Below are 17,528 nucleotides of genomic sequence, written 5' to 3' on the forward strand. Positions count from 1 at the left end.
ATTGACGGCTAGATTCTACCATATAGTAGAATTTATTTGTCAATCCATCCACCCCTTAAGCGCTTTCCATACGGGTGAACGCTTCTCGGCGTACCAGATTCAAGCTGTTCGACGACCCTGTCGAGGGTCATCTGTGCGCCCCACCGGCGGAGTAATCTACTTAGTACAAGAATCTGTGCCTCGCTAGAAAGCCATTGACGCGCGCCTGATCGTTCTATAGGCTACCGATATGATGTTCTATAGGCTAACTATATGAATGCTCGACGTGCTCTGGCCCTCTCGCCCCACGGCGCGAGCGCTGGGAACAAGATCAAACGAAATGGAATGGAGAGTGTGTGACGTGACCAGCGAGCCTTATGGTCTGTGGGATGCAGACAATCACTTCTATGAGGTCCGGGACTGCTTCAGCCGTCATATCGAGTCCAAGTACAAGGATGTCGCGATCCAGGCCCGGATGCACCCCGATGGCAACGAATACTGGCATTGCGGTGACAAGGTTCTGACCTTCTGCAACGTCAAGTTCGACAAGACCGAGGCTCCGGGTTCGTTCAAGGAAATCCTGAATAATCCCGAGCTGGGCGGTTTCGACGATGCGCGGGACGAATCGTCGATGTTGCCGGCTTTCCATGACCAGCAGGCGCGGCTGGAGCTGATGGACAGCCAGAACGTCGAGGGCACGATCCTATTCCCGTCGATGGCGAATGGGATCGAGCAGGATCTGCTCGACAACCCCGAGGTGCTGTATGCCAACCTGAGGTCGTATAACCGCTGGGTCGAGGAAGACTGGGGCTTCGGCAGCAATGGCCGCATTTTCGGCACGGGGTGTCTGTCGCTGGCCGACGCGGACCTGGCCGTGGAAGAACTGGACCGCCTGCTCAAGGCGGGCGTGAAAGTCGTCTATCTGCGACCGGCCCCGGGTGGCGGAGCACAGCCCTGTTCGATTGCCGATCCCAAGTTCGACCCGTTCTGGGCGCGCCTCGAGGAGGCGAAAGTGCCGGTTGGGTTCCACGTGTCAGCCGGTTTCTTCGACGCGTCGACCGTGTGGGGCGAGAAGCCCCGGCCGGGAACGCGCGACACCTCGGCGTTGCAGTTCGCGATGTTCCACGTCGAGATTCCCATCATGACCACGCTCGCGGCGATGGTCCTGCACAATCTGTTCGGCCGCTTCCCGGGACTGCGGGTCATCAGCGTCGAGCATGGCTGTGGATGGGTCCCCTATCTGTTGAAGACGCTCAACAAGGCAGCGTGGTGGGGACGTTTTGGCGATTGGCCGGGCGGCACGCTCCCTGATCGCCCATCGGAGATGTTCAAGCGCAATGTCTATGTCGTTCCCTTTCACGAGGACAACACGCCCGAACTGGTCAAGCGCATCGGCGCGAACCGCGTGTTGATGGGCTCGGATTATCCCCACGCGGAGGGGCTGGCCCAGCCAGCCGAATTCGCGGAGGGGCTCACCGACCTGGACCCGGGTTGCGTGCACCGGATCATGCGTGACAACCTGCGCGAGCTACTGATGAACTGAACCCCGGCAGTCGGCTGCCGGTTCGCCGTTAAGCCTGCCGCCACCTCGCGGCAGATATCTGCCGCGAGGTGCAGGTGTTCGTGATGCGCAGCGTTGTAGTCGGGGCCTAGCTAGTTCTAAAACAGCACGGTGCCGAAGCGCGGCGAAGAAGGCGCGGACCTGCCGATCGGGAGACTTCCGATCCCTCATAACGGTGTAGCGGCAGACATCGGCGAGGACAAAGCCGGCCACGTCGATCGCGCGCACCATGACATGCGCGACATCAGCGCGGATCCTCATCGCTTAGCGTGCTTCCCATACGGGTGCACGCTTCTCGGCGAACGCGCGCGGCCCCTCCTTCGCGTCCTCGCTGGCAAGGAGTGCCTCGCCCTCCCGTGCGACTCTCGCCCACTTTGGTTCCTCGGCTTCGATGATGCGGTCATCGGCTCCGTAGGCCACGCGCTTGCTCGCCTGTACGGATAGCGGTGCATTCACGGCGATCTGCTCGGCGAGCTGCAGCGCATACTCCACCACCGTGCCGTCGGGCACGACCCTGTTCACCAATCCCCAACGTGCCGCCTCGGCAGCCGAAATCGGGTTGCCCGTATACAGCAGTTCGAGTGCGACCTTGCGCGGCAGCTGCTCGACGATACGGAAGACGCCACCCGCACCGGCAATCAAACCGCGCTTCACCTCCGGCAGGCCGAATACGGCCCGCTCCTCCGCCACGACCAGGTCGCTCGCAAGCGCCAGCTCTGTGCCGCCGCCGAGCGCTGACCCGTTGACGGCGGCGATGACCGGCTTGTCGATGAAGTGATGGACGAGTCCGGCGAACCCCCATTCTGGATGGTCCGGATGCAACACGCTCTCGCCGCGCGACAACGCCTTGAGGTCGGCCCCTGCGCAGAACGACTTGTCACCGGCACCGGTCACCACGACCGCCCAGACTGTCGGATCCTGCTGCGCCGCCTCGAGCGCATCACCGACGGCCGTACTAACCGCTTGGTTCACCGCATTGCGGGCGTCGGGTCTGTTGATAGTGATGACGAGGACCCGTCCGGACCTCCGGATGAGTGCCGCATTCGTGGTCACGGCCTCCGACGTTGTCACACCAGCTCCACGATGGTCGCGTTGGCCTGCCCGCCACCTTCGCACATCGATTGCAGCCCATACCTGATGTTGTTCGCCCTCATGTGATGGATCATGGTCGTCAGCAGTCGGGCACCTGAGCCCCCGAGGGGATGGCCGAGCGCGATCGCGCCGCCGTTCGGGTTCAACAGCTTCTCGTCCGCGCCGATCTCGAGCTGCCATGCCATCGGCACCGGTGCAAACGCCTCGTTGATCTCGAACACCCCGATGTCGCCGACGTTAAGTCCAGACTTGCGCAGCGCCTTCTGGGTGGCAGGAATAGGTGCGGTGAGCATCAGGACCGGATCGGCGCCCGCGAGCACGGCGGTGTGCACGCGAGCGATCGGCGTGCAGCCGAGCTCCCGGGCCTTCTCCCCCGACATGATCAGCAGCGCCGCCGAGCCATCCGAGATTTGTGAGGCGTTGCCCGCGTGAATGACGCCGTCCTCCTTGAAGGCCGGCTTGAGACCAGCGAGCGTTTCTACCGAAGTTCCGCGCCGAATACCTTCATCGGCTGTCACGACGGAACCGTCGGCGCGTCGAATGGGCACAATCTGGTCATCGAAAACGTGCGAATCCTGTGCGGCCGCGGCCTTCTGGTGGGATTGAGCGGAGAACTCGTCGAGTTGTGTTCGGCTCAGTCCCCAACGCTCGGCGACCAGCTCCGCTCCCACACCTTGATTTGGGATTCCGTAGCGTGCTTGAAACCGCTCGGGGAAAGGGCCGGCGCCGAATTCGGCCGCAGAACCGATGGTCACCTGGGACATCGACTCCACTCCCCCGGCGACCACGACGTCGTACTGCCCGGCGATCACGCCGGCGGCGGCGAAGTGCAAACTCTGCTGACTCGATCCGCATTGCCGATCGACCGTCACGCCGGTGACCGTGTCCGGCCATCCGGCAGTCAGCGCCGCGGTGCGTGCGATGTCACTGGACTGTTCGCCGATCTGGCCAACACAACCCCAGATCACGTCGTCGACGACGGCGGGATCGACGCCGGCTCGGTCCACCAGCGCGGCGAGTACTTGGGCGGATAGCTCCGCGGGGTGGACGTCGGCCAGCCCGCCGTTGCGCTTACCGACGGGCGATCGAACAGCCTCTACGATGTATGCGTCGACCATGGAATGTGTTCCCTTCTTGCTTTGCGTTGAGGACGCGCCGATTCGATGTTTCTGCGAACGCCATTGCGTCACAGTTGCTTTGAGTGAGGCCAGTGCCCGAGAGCACTGGCAACTCGACGTGACAGGGAGTCAGAACTTATAGGCGCCCGACAGGAGATACTTGGCGATGGTGCGCCGCTGAACTTCTGGCGGACCCTCGCTGATTCTCGACACGCGTGTCGTGTGCCAGCCATGGATCATCGCCGCTTCGTTGCTCAGGCCGATCCCGCCCAGGATCTGCATTGACCGGTCGTACACGCGGTACATCGCCTCGGCGACGAGCGCGTGGCTCATCGCGGACTCAAATCGTGCCTGATCCCCGGCGTCGTGCTTGCGCGCCACGTCGAGCGACGCCAAACGCGAGGTGTAAATGTCAATGCAGTTGTCGGCAAGCATGTTTTGGATCGACTGATGCTCACTCAGCGTCTTGCCGAATGTTTTGCGTACCTTCGCATAGTCGACGGCCTTATCGTTCGCCCACCGGCCCAGACCGATCAGCCGCGCGAGCTTCGTCATCTTCAGCAGGCCAGAGCCCTCCATCGCGACACGGAAGCCCTCGCCAACTTCACCGAGCCGGTACTGATCCGGGATGCGGACGTCGTTGAAGGTGAGGATTGCTTCTTCGCCGCCGATTTCGTCGAACACCTTGACGATCGAGTACAGGTCGTATCCCGGAACATCGGTGGGCACGTAGAAGCCCGTCAATCCTCCCTTTCGCGCCGCAAAGCGCTCGCGGTCGGTGATGGCGAACGTGATCAAGAAGTCAGCGGTCGGAGCCCACGAGGCCCATTGCTTTGTGCCGTTGAGGACCCAGTGGCCTCCGTCACGGACAGCGGTGGTGGTCATCATCCAGGCGTCGGAGCCTGCGTCGGGCTCCGACATCGCAAATGATCCCTGTACCTCGCCGCGCAGGAGCTTGGGCACCAGATCAGCCTTAAGAGCGTCGGATGCGTAGGTCCACAACGCCGTCGGACCTGTGCTCGCGTGTGCGAGGACCTGGAAGGCCAGCTGCGTCTGGGGTGAGCCATACCGGTGACAGAGAGCCTCGAATACTTCGAAGTACAGTTCGGCACTCAGCCCGCCGCCGCCGAGTTCGGTAGGGCAGAACATCGTGTAGAAGCCGGCCTCGGCCGAAGCCATCCGCGCAGCCCGACGGGCCTGAACTACCTCGTCGGCGATGCGCCCGTCCTCGCGCCAGTACAGTCGCGGATCATGCAGAGCCGCCTCGATGGGTTGCTGAATTTTCGCGACTTCTCTGTCGATGAAGGCGAATAGCGCATCACACACCTCCTTGGCGCCCGGAGCGGCGGGCTCGATGTCGTGATTTGTTGCGACGGCCACCTAATCACTCCCTTGGAACCTCGGTCTGGCCCATTTCGGACCAGACCGAGGCAAGTCGCTAATCCTGAAGACAGGCTTCTACGTCAATGTGATACAGGCGGGCCGCATTTTCGTAGAAGATCTTGCGGCACGCGTCGATGGGCAATTCGTTGAGCGTCTCGTCGACCACGTCGCGCGGAGACATCGCGGTCGAGGCCGGCCCGGGAGACAGGCTCGTCGGGTGGGGGAAGTCCGTCTCGAACATCAGGTTGTCGGCGTACGCCGCGCCCATGTAGCGCACGGTTTCGCGTTCGAACCAGTAAGTGGTGTAGATCTGGTTGCGGAAGTAGTGGCTGGGAAGTTCGCGATCCGGATGAGCCTTCGCAGCACCGGAGTTCTTCCAGTTCCAGTCGGCACTCTCGATCAGGTAGGGGATCCACCCGAAGCCGCTTTCGACATTGACAAAGTTCAGGCCCGGGTATTTGTGACACACTCCGGACAGCAACAGCTCGGACACGTTCTCGCACAGACCCATCAACGACATCGTGGTCTCCTGCGCGTAGTCGGCCGGGCCCTGGACGTCCTTGATCATGCGAACCCAGTCCTCTTCGGTCTGAGATTGATATCCGACATGGAAGTTAACGGAGAGCTGACGTTCCTCGGCCGCCTTCAGGATCGGGGCCCAATGGTCTTCCCGCAGGCGCGGCAGGCCCAACTTGTAGGGCTTGGCTATGAAGTTGATTCCGCGGTGCCCATTGTCGTGGCACCGGTTCATCTCCTTCACCGCCTCGTCCAGGTCCCAGAAGGGCAGCGTCGTAAGGCAAACGAACCGTTCCGGAGCCACAGAAGCGAACTCGGTCAGGAAGTCGTTGTAGGCGCGGATGCAATCCAAGACGAGTTCGGGCTCGTTGTAGCCCATGAAGGCGTCCATGGAAAACGCCAGTAGGTTGGGGTACGGAACCTCGGCAGCGATCTTCATCGCGTCCATCCGCTTCACCCGCTCCTTGGCATCGAACGCGGCGGGGTCCGCCGTCTCCGCGGACGGCGGATGCTTTGGCGGATACTCGTGCCACCCGGCCATCGCATAGCCGGACACCCCGGACAGTCGGCGCCCCCCGATGATCCAGATGTCTTCGCCCCGGCGCTCGTCGAAGACCACCTTGGGAGCGAGCTCGCTCCACTTCGAAGGCAGCCGCGACGTCCACAGATCGGGCGGCTCGCTCAGATGTGTATCGGTATCGATGATCGGCATCACTGGGGTGCTCAATTGAGCAACCTCCTTCTCAGGCACGGCCAACTGCAGCAGCCAGATGACTTTCTACTATATAGTCGAAACTAGCATTTCGTTAGGACGGAACGCAACAAGCATCCGACGCCGTCGATCACGTCCGCGCAGCCTCGCTTGAGGGTCCGCGGCCGCGGGTGGCGGCCTACTGCCACCGCATGCATTCGAGCGGCTGCCGGAGCCCGGTAAGCGACGCATGACGACCGAACACGCCAGCGCCGCTATTCTACCTTGTGCTAGATTCTGTTGCCGTACCGAATCTTGCCCGAAGGCTGCCGTGACTGCTTCGTCGTTCGACCACGCACTGCTGCGAGATGTATTCGCCTGTCACCCCACGGGAATCGTGTTCATCGGCGCCATGGTCGATTCCGCTCCGTGCGGAATGGCCCTCAGTGCGTTTACGCCCGTATCGCTTGCCCCGCCCCTGGTTTCGGTGTGCGTGCAGAACAGTTCGTCGACCTGGCCTCGCCTTCGCACGTGCGGCCGCCTTGGCATCAGCGTGCTGAGCCACGGTCACAGCGGCGCCGTCCCGTCACTGTCAGCGAAGACGGGCGGCCGCTTCTCCGGCGTCACGGTCGTCTCATCTCCGAGCGGCGCCGTTTTCCTTGGCGGGTGCAGTGTGTGGATCGAGGCCAGTCTTTACCAGGCCGTCGAGGCCGGGGATCACAGCATCGTCATATTGCAGATCACCGACATCACCCGGCATGACGATGTACAACCAATCGTTTTCTATCGCAGCCGGTGCCATGCGCTGGCCGTCGTCGAAGCGTGAACCACCATCAAATCCGCCGTTCGGCATCATCAGGAAGGAACATTCATGGCAGGAGTGCAGGATCGGGTCATCGTCGTCACCGGAGCCGGGGGCGGCTTGGGACGCGAGTATGCATTGACGCTCGCGCGAGAGGGTGCCAGCGTTGTGGTCAATGATCTCGGCGGGGCACGCGACGGCAGCGGCGCCGGGCAGAACATGGCCGACGATGTGGTCGAGGAGATCCTGGACGCCGGCGGGCGCGCAGTGGCCAACTACGACAGCGTGGCCGAGCCAGCGGGTGCCGAAAACATCATCAAGACCGCGCTCGATGAATTCGGCAAGATCGACGGCGTCGTCAGCAACGCGGGCATTTTGCGTGACGGCACCTTCCACAAGATGACGTTCGACAACTGGGACGCCGTGCAGAAGGTGCATCTCTACGGCGGGTACAACGTCATCCGCGCCGCGTGGCCGCACTTTCGCGAGCAGCACTTCGGCCGCGTGGTCGTCGCCACCTCGACCAGCGGGCTGTTCGGCAACTTCGGCCAGGCCAACTACGGCGCGGCCAAACTGGGACTTGTCGGGCTGATCAATACGCTTGCGCAGGAGGGCGCAAAATACGACATCATGGCCAACGCCGTGGCGCCCATCGCCGCGACGCGCATGACGCAGGACATCATGACACCGGAGGTCTTCGAGCGCTTGACACCCGAGTATGTCGCGCCCGTGGTGGGCTACCTGATGACGGAGGAGAACTCCGACAGCGCTTCGGTGTTCATCGTGGGCGGCGGCAAGGTGCAGCGCGCCGTGTTGTTCCAGACCGACGGCGTGACCTTCACCGGGGCGGCGCCGAGCATCGACGATGTTGCGGCGAAGTGGGACGAGATCACTGACGTCTCAGCCGCCAAGCTGGCCACCTTCGACGTCGACGCGCTCTAGATGCACGCCCGAGAGGGCCGCCACGGGTGCGACGCGGCGGCCCTCTCGGGCGTTACGCCTCGTAGCCGTCGGTGCCTGCCCGCGCTATCACGACCCGACCGATGACCGAGCGCGCCGACATCCTCAGCAGGAACTCGACCAAGGTCGCCACGTCTTCGGCCGGGATCATTTCCTCGGGCGCGATGCGGCCACGTACCCACTCCGACATGTCGGTGTCGACGTAGGCAGGCGCGATCGCGGTAGCAGATATGCCGGTGCCCGACTCTTCGGCGTTCAGCGTGTCCACCAGCGAGGCAATCGCGGCCTTCGAGGCGCCGTACGCAGCCAGTTGGGCCTCGGCGTAGATGGCGGTGATCGAGGAAAGCACGATGATCTTGGCCCCCTCAGACGGATGCCGAGCGACCGCCGCGCGGAGCATCGGCAAGGCTTCCTGGATCAGGACGAAGGGGTTCCGGAAGTTGACCGCGATGGTCTTGTCGAGTCGCTTCAGCGGGTAGTCGGCGATCAACCCTGCCGTACCGACGCCGGCATTGAGTATCAATGCCGACATGTCGCCGTATTCGTCACGGTGCCGCCGGATCAGACCGACCGGGGCATCCGGATCAGCGATGTCCGCGGCGACGGAAAGTACTGCAGGCGCGCCTAATTCGCGGAGTTCGTCGCGCACCGCCACCAGGGCTTCTTCGTTGCGAGCGGTGATGGTAAGCGCCATGTTCCGCTCGGCCAGGCGCCGTGCGATAGCCAATCCGATCCCGCGAGAGGCGCCGGTGATGAGGGCAGAACGCGCATGCGTGCCGTCGGCCATCACGCTCGACTCGGGGACGTCTCGAACGCGGCGTCGATCTTTCGGAATCGGCGCGCGATCGGCTCGCGGCACTCCTCGTGAGTGAACAAGTACAGCTCGTTGGAACCGATTGCGTCGACGACGATCTTCGCGGCGTCGTGGGGCGACACGATGCGGCCCGCAAATCCAGGGTCGTCGAAGTCAACATCGGAGGCGGCATTCGGACCGCCGAGGTGAGCCGGGCGATTGCGATGCGAGTGCTCGATGTTCGTCCCGACCTTCATCGGGCAGAGCACGCTGACCTTTACCAGCGATTCGCGCAGTTCACGATGCAGCGTCTCGGCGAGCGCCACAACACCGTACTTGGTGACCGAGTAGGGACCCAGTCCTGCATTGGCGACGAGGCCCGCGAACGATGCCGTGAAGATGATGTGCGCACTCCGGGCGGCCCGCACGATCGATGGGAGAAACACCTCGACACCATGAATGGGACCCCAGAGATTGACGCCGATCATCCACTCCCAGTCCTCGTGCGTTGCGTCGACCAGCGGCCCCGTGGCTCCCACGCCGGCGTTGAGGAACAAGATGTCGACGGGGCCGAAGTGCTGACTTGTGCGCGCTGCAAGGCTCTCGACGTCCGCACGCTTGGAGACGTCAGTACGGACTGGCAACACCTCGGTGCCGGCAGGCAGTTCCGCTGCAGCTGAGTTCAAAGCCGCCTGTTCGATGTCGGCCAGCACGAGCTTGCAACCCCGATCCGCCAGCCTTCGTGCCGTAGCCAAACCGATCCCGCTGGCGCCGCCGGTGATGACGGCGACTTTGCCCCTCAATGATTCACTCGAGCCCATGTGCTGACACCGTCCTTTGCTGGCACCGTGCGTGAACGCTGGGCGATCGGTATCGCGAGACACGCATCGAGAGATCGGTCGTGACCATACTTTCTATATATCAGTAGATTCTAGCTTAGGCTGGTGCGTAGTGACAACGAACTCTCAGGCGAGCGACACTACCGAGACCGTGTTCTTCTGGGCGTCGCTGGGTGGGATGCCGAAAGAGTGGGCGCTGAGACATGTTCAGACGATCGGCACGAAGCTCGCTTCCTTGCTGAAAGACTAAGCGGCGCCCAGACCGCGCAGCACGAAACCCAGCAGATAGTCGACCTCGTCGGTGACGTCTGTCGTCGACTTCTGGTGAAACCGGTCGAGAAGTGCGGCCTCGAAAGCCGCCCGAATCGACCGAGCATCCACCTCCGGACTGCACGCGGTGAAGATTCCTTCTGCTTTGCCTCGGTGAAGTATGGCGGCGATCGATGCCTGATCGGCCGCCATCCCGATTTCGAGTTCGCGCGCATAACCTGGAGTGCGCCGCAGTTCCTCGGAGTAGAAAATCGCCACCCTCTTGCGCTTGCGCGGATTCGACACCAGCTCGAACATGTGCGTCATCCACGACCGCAGGGCCTCCACCGGGGTTTCCGCGCGCGCCACTACCTCGCGCAGTTGCTCCTGCACCGCCTTGCGATCCCTCCGAAACATCTCCAACAGAAGATCGTGTTTGGTGCTGAAGTTCCGGTAGAAGGCCCGCGTGCCGAGACCGGCTTCATCGAGTATCTCGGTGATGGATGTCAGCGACTCGCCACTGCGATCCAAGCACCGGTAGGCAGCGTCGATGATGTGCTGTCGCTCCGATGAGCGACTGATCGTCCGAGTCTCAGCCACAATGGATTACACCGGCGTCCTGCCATTTCGCGATTGTTGCGTCATCGTAGCCGAACACCCGCAGCACCGCGACCGTGTGCCGCCCGGCCAGACGTCCGCCGGGCGCCCTGATCTCCGACCGACTCGGCCCGACCAGCGACGAAAACCGCAGGGGCGCCTCGAGCATCAAACCCTCTGCCCCGCGGTCCGCCAGGAACTGCTTGCAGAACGCGCCGGGCAGCGTGGTGGACAGGTCGACGACGCGGATGCCAGCCAGCGGTGTCGTCGGTTCGGGGGCGGCAAGGGCGTCGGAGGTCGAGGGCATTCGACGCGACTCCTGCGAAAGGTCGGTTTTCGGCACTGCATCGCATTCCGAGCCAATGTACGTGGCTTGTGTCGCACAATAACCTGCCAGCGCTGGGGATTCAATCCGTCGATCGGTGGAATCGCCGTTGACATGTGACACCCAGCCTCCTAGCCTAGTGAAAAATGCTTTTTCAAAAGCCAGTACCCGGTTGGAGGCAGGCATGACCAAGATCTGGACGAATTCTGGTGATTCACACTTTCTGGAACCCGACGATCTCTGGCAATCCCGGCTGCCGAAGCGGTTGGCCGAGTTGTGTCCGCGGTCGGAGAAGGATCCCGACGGTGAGTACGAGACGGTTTACGTCGACGGTCAGATCTTTCGGCGGAAGCTGCCGTCGTCGGCGATGGTGGCCTTCGTTGAGTTGGCCTCGAAGCCGCAGGGCCTGCGAGATGCCCGGGCGCGGCTCGGCGACTTGGATCAGGAGGGCGTGTGGGGTGAGGTGATCTTTCCGTCGCTGGGCATGTGGGCCTCATCGTTCCGGACGCCGGAGCTGCTGAAGGCGTGCATGCGCGCGAGCAATGAGTGGGCGCTTGAGGAGATCTGTGCGGTGTCACCGCGCTATGTGGTCACAGCGCAGGTCTCGACGCTGGTGGTGGACGACGCGGTGGAGGAACTGCAGTGGGCGGCCGGCAAGGGGTTCAAGGCGGTGTTCCTGCCGACGTCGCCGCACCCGAGCGCCCCGGACTGGCACCGCGACGACTGGGAGCCCTTATGGGCGGCGGCCGAGGAGGCCGGCATGGTGCTCGCGTTCCATATCGGCACCGATCCGGTGCCCGTGGAGGCCGGCAACAGTGTGACCGGCGGCGCGGGTCAGGTATATCGCGGCCCGGGTGGGGCCATCATGAACTACGCCGAGACGACATTCTCCGGGCAGCGGGCCACCATGAAGCTGGTGGCTTGCGGTGCACTGGACCGGCATCCGAACTTGAAGGTGTTGATCTCTGAGGGCGGCGCGACGTGGGTTCCGTTTTTGGGTGACCGTCTGCTGGAGGGGTATCGCCAGCACCATATGGCGGTGCGGCCCAAGCTGAGCCGCAGCCCGAAGGAGATCCTCTACAGCCAGGTCTACGCGTCGTTCCAGCACGACGAGACCGCGGTGGCGGCCTTCGACCACATGGGGTATCGCAACGTGATGTTCGGCAGCGACTATCCGCACATGGAGGGCACGTTCGGCCACACCCAGGACACGCTTAAGACGCTGTTCGACGGGGTCAGCGACGATACACGGCTGCGCATCACGCAGGGCGCGTTCTTCGAGCTGTTCCCCGACGTCCCGCCCGTACCAGCCGAAAGCATCTGAACTGGTGGGCAATTCGGATGGTCTGCGTGACGTCGCCATCGTCGGAATTGGCGCGACGCCCTACTACAAGCGGGGCGGGTCGTTGCCGAAGACCGTAACCGAACTCGCCGGTGAGGCGATCCTCGCCGCCTGTGAGGATGCCGGGCTATCGGTGCGCGACATCGACGGTTTTGCCTATTACTCGGGTGCCAGCGCCGGGTACGCCGAGAAGATGGACACCGGCGATTTCGTGGAAACCCTCGGCATACCGGAGGTCCGGTTCACCGCGGCGCTGACCTCGGGCGGCGGTGGTTCGGCCGGGGCGATCGGGCTGGCGCGTGCGGCGATTGTCGCCGGCGATGCTTCTGTGGTCGTCACTGTGATGGCGTTGCAGCAGTCCAAACAGCGTCTGGGAGCGGTGTTCTCGGCGATGGAGCCCGACGCGATCAACTCGTTCCTGCAGCCGTCGGGGCTGTTCGGTCCGGGTCAGCTGATGTCGGTGTTGGCGCGTCGGCATATGCATCTCTACGGCACGCGGCGCGAGGCTTTCGCCGAGATCGCGATCTCGACGCGGGCCAATGCGCTGAACCGGCCCAAGGCGATTCACCGGGAACCACTGACGCTCGAAGACTATTTCAACGCGCGGATGATCGCAGAACCGTTGTGCCTCTACGACTTCTGCCAGGAGACTGACGGTGCCGTCGCGGTGATCACGACGAGCGCCGACCGTGCCCGCGATCTGCGCCAACCACCGGTCCCAGTGGTCGCCGCCGCCCATGGTGGAGTCAAGCAGTGGGGTCGCGCGTTCGCGTGGATGGGTATGCCCGATGAGTACTTCGCTTCCTCGGGTAACAAGCCGATCGCCGAGCGGCTCTACCGGCAGGCCGGGATCAGCGCCGCCGACATCGACGTGGCGCTGCTCTACGACCACTTCACCCCGATGGTGCTGATGCAACTCGAGGACTACGGATTCTGCGAGAAGGGGGAGGGCGGCGCGTTCGTGGAGAGCGGGGCGATTCGCTACGACGGCGGCTCGATCCCGCTCAACCCACACGGCGGTCAACTATCGGAGGCCTACATCGTTGGCATGACCCATATCATGGAAGGAGTCGAGCAGATGCGCGGCACCGCCATCAACCAGGTGACCGACGCCGAACTCGCGTTGATCACCGGGGGGCCGGCCAGTCTGCCGGTCAGCGGTCTGATCCTGGGGCGCGCCGCATGAGCGCGCCCCCGCCACACTGGCGACAACCCTTCCCGGCGAGCACATCCGGATCGCGGTCAACAAACACACCGAACCGTTTTGGCAGGCAGCCAAAGAGCAACGTCTTGTCGCCCCGCAGTGCGCCGACTGCGGATCCTTCCGGCTGCCGCCCACACCGTTCTGCCCGGAATGCCAGTTCACGGCCGTCAACTGGGTTCAGCTGAGTGGCGATGCGACCGTCTACAGCTTCGCGGTTGTGCACGGCATTCCCGGCATGCCCGAATTGACGTTGGTACCAGCGGTCGTCGACCTGCCCGACGCACCGGGTGCGCGACTGGTGAGCAACGTCGTCGACATCGCGCCGACCGATTTGACGATCGGAATGGCGCTGCGCGTGGACTTTTCGCCCATCGCCGATGGCTGGATGCTTCCAATTTTCCGGCCGTACAACGGAGCCACTGGTGGCTGACGACGACAGCGCCCTGCACGAGAAACCGCTCGAATTTTTCGCCAGCATCGCCAACACCGGCGGCGACTGTGACGGGCAGGCGATCCTGCCCGACAACGGGCGCTTCCGTGCCTGGTGCTCGTGCGGCAACTGGAGCGTCGAGGTCGACGACTCCGAAGACGGTTTGAGATTGGCACGCATCCACACCGGCAGCCCGCCGCACTGAGGTCAGAGGAGAAAACTCGTGGGGAATCTCGAAGGCAGAGTCGCCTTCATCACCGGCGCGGCTCGAGGGCAAGGTCGCGCGCACGCCGTCCGCCTGGCCAGTGAAGGCGCCGACATCATCGGGCTGGACATCTGCGCCGACATCGACTCCATGGACTATCCCAACGCGACCCCCGCTGACCTCGAAGAGACAGTCAAGCTCGTTGAGGATCGTGGCCGACGAATTGTGGCCCGCCAAGCCGACGTTCGCGACGCCGACGCCGTCAACGCTGTTGTCCGCGAAGGTGTCGCCGAATTCGGGCGCCTGGACATCGTGGTGGCCAACGCCGGAATCGTGCGACTCAGTGAAGGCTCGAAGCGACGCGAGATCTTCCGCGACATCATCGACGTGAACTTGGTCGGTGTGTGGAACACCGTCGAGGCGGCGATCCCCGCTCTGATCGACGGCGGCCGCGGCGGATCGATCGTGATCACCAGCTCGAGCGCTGGTTTGAAGGCCACCGGCACCGACCGTGCAGGTGGCCAGGCCTACGCCGCCGCCAAACGCGGTCTCGTAGCTTTGATGCAGGTGTGGGCCAACCACCTTGGGCCACAATCAATCCGAGTCAACACCATCCACCCAACCGGGGTGGCTACCGGCATGGTGATGAACGAGACGATGGCCAAGCTATTCGAAGCCAACGACGCGGCGCTGACCGCCATGCAGAACGTCCTTCCGATACAGATCCTGCAACCCGAAGATGTCGCGGAAGCTGTCGCATGGCTGGTTTCCGACGCGGCCAAATTCATCACAGGCACCGCTTGGCCCCTCGACGCCGGCTTCGCGGTTCGGTAACACACAACGGGAGAGCCAATGATTACGTCGACACTTGCAACGCCGCGCCCGGAAGTCTCGCTGAGGATCGGCGGCGAAAAACGGCATACCGCGTCTGGAGGCACCTACCAACACATCAACCCGTGCGATGGGACACCCGACGCCGAGATCCCCATGGCAGGCGCCGCCGAGATCGACGAGGCTGTCGAGGCCGCCCACGGCGCGTTTCTTGGTTGGCGGCAGACCAATCCGGCCGAGCGCAGGCGTATTCTGATGCGCTTTGCAGACCTGATCGAGCAAAACACCGACGACTTCACCCGCCTCGGTACCTTTGACAACGGCACGCCGTCGGGGTTGGTGGGCGGGCTCGTCGCGATGTCGGTCGAGTGGACGCGTTACTACGCGGGTTGGGCCGACAAGATCAGCAGTGACATCGCGTCCTCGTTCCGAACCCACGGTGAGTTCAGCTATACACTCAGTCAGCCTTACGGGGTGATCGGCGTGATCATCACCTGGAACGGCCCCCTCATCTCCTTGGCGATGAAAGTGCCTGCGGCACTTGCCGCGGGCAACACCGTGGTGATCAAGCCGTCCGAGCTCACCCCTTTCAGCGCCAATCTGTACGCGGATCTCGCTGCAGAGGCCGGTATTCCCGCCGGCGTCATCAACGTGGTTCCCGGATCCGCTGAAGCCGGGGCGAGGCTGGTCGCCCATCCGCTCGTCAAAAAAGTCACCTTTACCGGCGGCCCGGATACGGCGCGCAAGATCCTCTCGACCTGTGCCGAGCAGATCAAGCCGGCAGTCATGGAGCTCGGCGGCAAATCCGGCAACATCATCTTCGAGGACGCTGATCTTGACCTCGCCTGCGGCTACGGAACGATGATGTCGGTGGGCTTGATGAGCGGCCAGGGCTGCGCCCTTCCGACCCGAATGATCGTGGCAAGACCGCTCTATGACGACGTCATCGCGCGAGTCTCGGCGATCGCGTCGATGATCAAAGTGGGTGACCCGTTCGATCTGGACACCCTGAGCGGTCCTGTCGTGAATGAAGCAGCACTGGAGCGGATCGTGGGCATGATCGACCGCGCCAAACAGGACGGCGCACGATTGATCACGGGCGGTGAGCGCATCGGCGGTGACCTCGCGGACGGATACTTCCTGCAGCCCACGGTGTTCGCAGACGTCGACCCCAATTCCGAACTGGCGCAAAAAGAGGTCTTCGGTCCGGTGCTGTCGATCATGCCGTTCGACACCGAAGACGAAGCCATCGAGATCGCGAACAGGACCCCCTACGGGCTGTCCGGGTGCCTGTTCACGAACAATCTCAAACGCGCCCACCGTGTCGTTGAAGCGCTCGAGACTGGAGAAGTCCTGATCAACGGCGCCATTAACCTGGGGGTGCACCGACCCTTCGGGGGTATCGGCATCAGCGGTATGGGCAAGGAAGGCGGTCGGCAAGGGCTGGACGAGTTCCTGTGGACCAAGAGCGTGAGCATCGCCTAACTAGCCCAAGTATGAGCGGAGACGACTTAGGCACGCCACGTTTCGGCCTGCACCCGTTGCATGGAATTCACGAGCCGACCCAAGGGACGCCGCGACTACTGCCTGGCTCAGTGCGGCGAACCAGCTCCATCGATATGACGCGCAAAACCGGCTCCATAGATCCGGTCTACTTGTCGGGCCGAGCACGCGACGTCAAGACGGCGTGCGACGGCACCACGACGGAGGTGGGCCACGCCCGCCTGGAAGCGACGGTCGAGACGTTCGCTCGGGTCGTTCAGCACCTCGAGGTCGAACCGATCGTTGCCAACATGAATCTCAGTGGGGCGCCGGCGATGAGCGGCTTTCGCGCTGCGGTTGACAAGGCCGCGCCCGATCTGCGGCGACGCCGCGACTTGCGCTATACGTTGCTCGATGATGTCCCCGTCGCCACACTCATCTCCGGTCATGCGCTGTCAGCGTCGGGAGTGCTCGGAGTCGCAGCGAAGTCAGGTTATCTGCCGATCGCCGACCGGTGCGCCGGCTTCGTCACCGGCGGTCTGCTGATGACCTCGTTCGAGGGCGGTGACCCCGCCGTCGTGACCGGCCCGCCGGCCCCTGCGCTCGAGGACCCGGCCGATCCACTCGCCTGGCACGCCATGGCCCCGCTGCCTGTTCACGGGATGCGACGACGGCGCCGACTTGACGTTCAACCCTGCTCGGATAGTTCAAAGGTGTCGATCAGTGCGATGTTTCGCGACAGCTATGTCCGCGCCGACAGCACCGAGACCATCATCCACGAATACACGCTCGATGCATCGGTAGATGCAGACACGGGGGTCATACTGCACTCGCAGGCGATACCCAGAGTTCTGCCTTGGCAGGAATGTCCAGGCGCCGTTGCGAGCGCAACTCGCATCACCGGAATGAGGCTGGACGAGCTGCACTTCCGGGTCCGCCAGGAGCTGGCCGGCACGTCGACGTGCACGCACCTGAACGATCTGCTGCGCAGCGTCGCCGATACCGCGGCGCTGATCCCGCTGCTGAGCACCCCCTGAGAACAACCGGCGAATGGACCATCAATGCCCCTACCTTGAATTTCGACGTCTCCGACGTCATCGGCAGCGAACGGCTCACACAAGCGGCGTCA

18 protein-coding genes are annotated in these 17,528 nt (G+C 63.3%); 10 read left to right on the top strand and 8 right to left on the bottom strand.

Annotated features, from left to right (window positions below):
* Positions 1–340 precede the first annotated feature (340 nt).
* The gene (locus G6N37_RS15035; protein ID WP_158243994.1) at positions 341–1,522 is read left to right on the top strand and encodes an amidohydrolase family protein; all 1,182 of its coding nucleotides are present in this window, start codon (positions 341–343) and stop codon (positions 1,520–1,522) included.
* 282 nt (positions 1,523–1,804) lie between these two features.
* Here the strand turns inward: G6N37_RS15035 and G6N37_RS15040 are convergent, their stop codons facing one another.
* From G6N37_RS15040 to G6N37_RS15055, 4 genes are all read right to left on the bottom strand, one after another.
* Positions 1,805–2,593: a crotonase/enoyl-CoA hydratase family protein gene (locus G6N37_RS15040; protein WP_102420101.1), complete on the bottom strand. Its 789-nt coding sequence runs from the start codon at positions 2,591–2,593 to the stop codon at positions 1,805–1,807.
* A 14-nt stretch (positions 2,594–2,607) separates the two neighbouring features.
* The gene (locus G6N37_RS26270; protein WP_068052715.1) at positions 2,608–3,750 is read right to left on the bottom strand and encodes a thiolase family protein; all 1,143 of its coding nucleotides are present in this window, start codon (positions 3,748–3,750) and stop codon (positions 2,608–2,610) included.
* 129 nt (positions 3,751–3,879) lie between these two features.
* Positions 3,880–5,130 (bottom strand): acyl-CoA dehydrogenase family protein, encoded by a 1,251-nt coding sequence (locus G6N37_RS15050; protein ID WP_082962369.1) that lies wholly within the window; start codon positions 5,128–5,130, stop codon positions 3,880–3,882.
* Between the two features lie 58 nt (positions 5,131–5,188).
* On the bottom strand, positions 5,189–6,376 hold the full coding sequence (locus tag G6N37_RS15055; protein WP_142393483.1) for an amidohydrolase family protein: 1,188 nt from the start codon (positions 6,374–6,376) through the stop codon (positions 5,189–5,191).
* A 295-nt stretch (positions 6,377–6,671) separates the two neighbouring features.
* Here G6N37_RS15055 and G6N37_RS15060 point away from each other — a divergent pair, with 295 nt between their 5' ends.
* Positions 6,672–7,166: a flavin reductase family protein gene (locus G6N37_RS15060; RefSeq protein ID WP_232075020.1), complete on the top strand. Its 495-nt coding sequence runs from the start codon at positions 6,672–6,674 to the stop codon at positions 7,164–7,166.
* 45 nt (positions 7,167–7,211) lie between these two features.
* Positions 7,212–8,084 (top strand): SDR family oxidoreductase, encoded by an 873-nt coding sequence (locus G6N37_RS15065; RefSeq protein ID WP_067923810.1) that lies wholly within the window; start codon positions 7,212–7,214, stop codon positions 8,082–8,084.
* A 52-nt stretch (positions 8,085–8,136) separates the two neighbouring features.
* Here G6N37_RS15065 and G6N37_RS15070 read toward each other — a convergent pair whose 3' ends face one another.
* The 4 genes from G6N37_RS15070 to G6N37_RS26025 all read right to left on the bottom strand — a co-directional run bounded on the left by G6N37_RS15070 (position 8,137) and on the right by G6N37_RS26025 (position 10,887).
* On the bottom strand, positions 8,137–8,889 hold the full coding sequence (locus G6N37_RS15070; protein WP_067923807.1) for an SDR family oxidoreductase: 753 nt from the start codon (positions 8,887–8,889) through the stop codon (positions 8,137–8,139).
* Positions 8,889–9,716: an SDR family NAD(P)-dependent oxidoreductase gene (locus tag G6N37_RS15075; protein WP_067923805.1), complete on the bottom strand. Its 828-nt coding sequence runs from the start codon at positions 9,714–9,716 to the stop codon at positions 8,889–8,891. Before G6N37_RS15075 ends, G6N37_RS15070 begins: the two co-directional genes overlap by 1 nt.
* 264 nt (positions 9,717–9,980) lie before the next feature.
* A complete protein-coding gene (locus G6N37_RS15080; protein WP_102419657.1) occupies positions 9,981–10,583 on the bottom strand; it encodes a TetR/AcrR family transcriptional regulator in 603 nt (200 codons plus the stop codon).
* Positions 10,576–10,887: a CoA transferase gene (locus G6N37_RS26025; protein ID WP_068052724.1), complete on the bottom strand. Its 312-nt coding sequence runs from the start codon at positions 10,885–10,887 to the stop codon at positions 10,576–10,578. Before G6N37_RS26025 ends, G6N37_RS15080 begins: the two co-directional genes overlap by 8 nt.
* A gap of 202 nt (positions 10,888–11,089) precedes the next feature.
* Here G6N37_RS26025 and G6N37_RS15090 point away from each other — a divergent pair, with 202 nt between their 5' ends.
* The 7 genes from G6N37_RS15090 to G6N37_RS15120 are packed head-to-tail and all read left to right on the top strand — an operon-like array spanning position 11,090 to position 17,436.
* Positions 11,090–12,229 carry an amidohydrolase family protein gene (locus G6N37_RS15090; RefSeq protein WP_067923797.1) on the top strand — a complete coding sequence of 380 codons (1,140 nt, stop codon included), beginning with the start codon at positions 11,090–11,092 and terminating at the stop codon, positions 12,227–12,229.
* 4 nt (positions 12,230–12,233) lie between these two features.
* On the top strand, positions 12,234–13,433 hold the full coding sequence (locus tag G6N37_RS15095) for a thiolase C-terminal domain-containing protein (protein WP_067923794.1): 1,200 nt from the start codon (positions 12,234–12,236) through the stop codon (positions 13,431–13,433).
* Between the two features lie 16 nt (positions 13,434–13,449).
* Positions 13,450–13,881: a Zn-ribbon domain-containing OB-fold protein gene (locus tag G6N37_RS15100; protein ID WP_163685077.1), complete on the top strand. Its 432-nt coding sequence runs from the start codon at positions 13,450–13,452 to the stop codon at positions 13,879–13,881.
* On the top strand, positions 13,874–14,086 hold the full coding sequence (locus tag G6N37_RS15105) for a hypothetical protein (protein WP_369807551.1): 213 nt from the start codon (positions 13,874–13,876) through the stop codon (positions 14,084–14,086). The genes G6N37_RS15100 and G6N37_RS15105 overlap by 8 nt, the downstream gene beginning before the upstream one ends.
* A gap of 18 nt (positions 14,087–14,104) precedes the next feature.
* On the top strand, positions 14,105–14,920 hold the full coding sequence (locus G6N37_RS15110) for a mycofactocin-coupled SDR family oxidoreductase (RefSeq protein ID WP_067923786.1): 816 nt from the start codon (positions 14,105–14,107) through the stop codon (positions 14,918–14,920).
* Between the two features lie 21 nt (positions 14,921–14,941).
* Positions 14,942–16,402 (top strand): aldehyde dehydrogenase family protein, encoded by a 1,461-nt coding sequence (locus G6N37_RS15115; protein WP_102420100.1) that lies wholly within the window; start codon positions 14,942–14,944, stop codon positions 16,400–16,402.
* A gap of 11 nt (positions 16,403–16,413) precedes the next feature.
* On the top strand, positions 16,414–17,436 hold the full coding sequence (locus G6N37_RS15120) for a DUF2889 domain-containing protein (RefSeq protein ID WP_174813837.1): 1,023 nt from the start codon (positions 16,414–16,416) through the stop codon (positions 17,434–17,436).
* Positions 17,437–17,528 lie beyond the last annotated feature (92 nt).

The sequence above is a fragment of the Mycobacterium seoulense genome (assembly GCF_010731595.1).
Classification (GTDB): Bacteria; Actinomycetota; Actinomycetes; order Mycobacteriales; family Mycobacteriaceae; genus Mycobacterium; species Mycobacterium seoulense.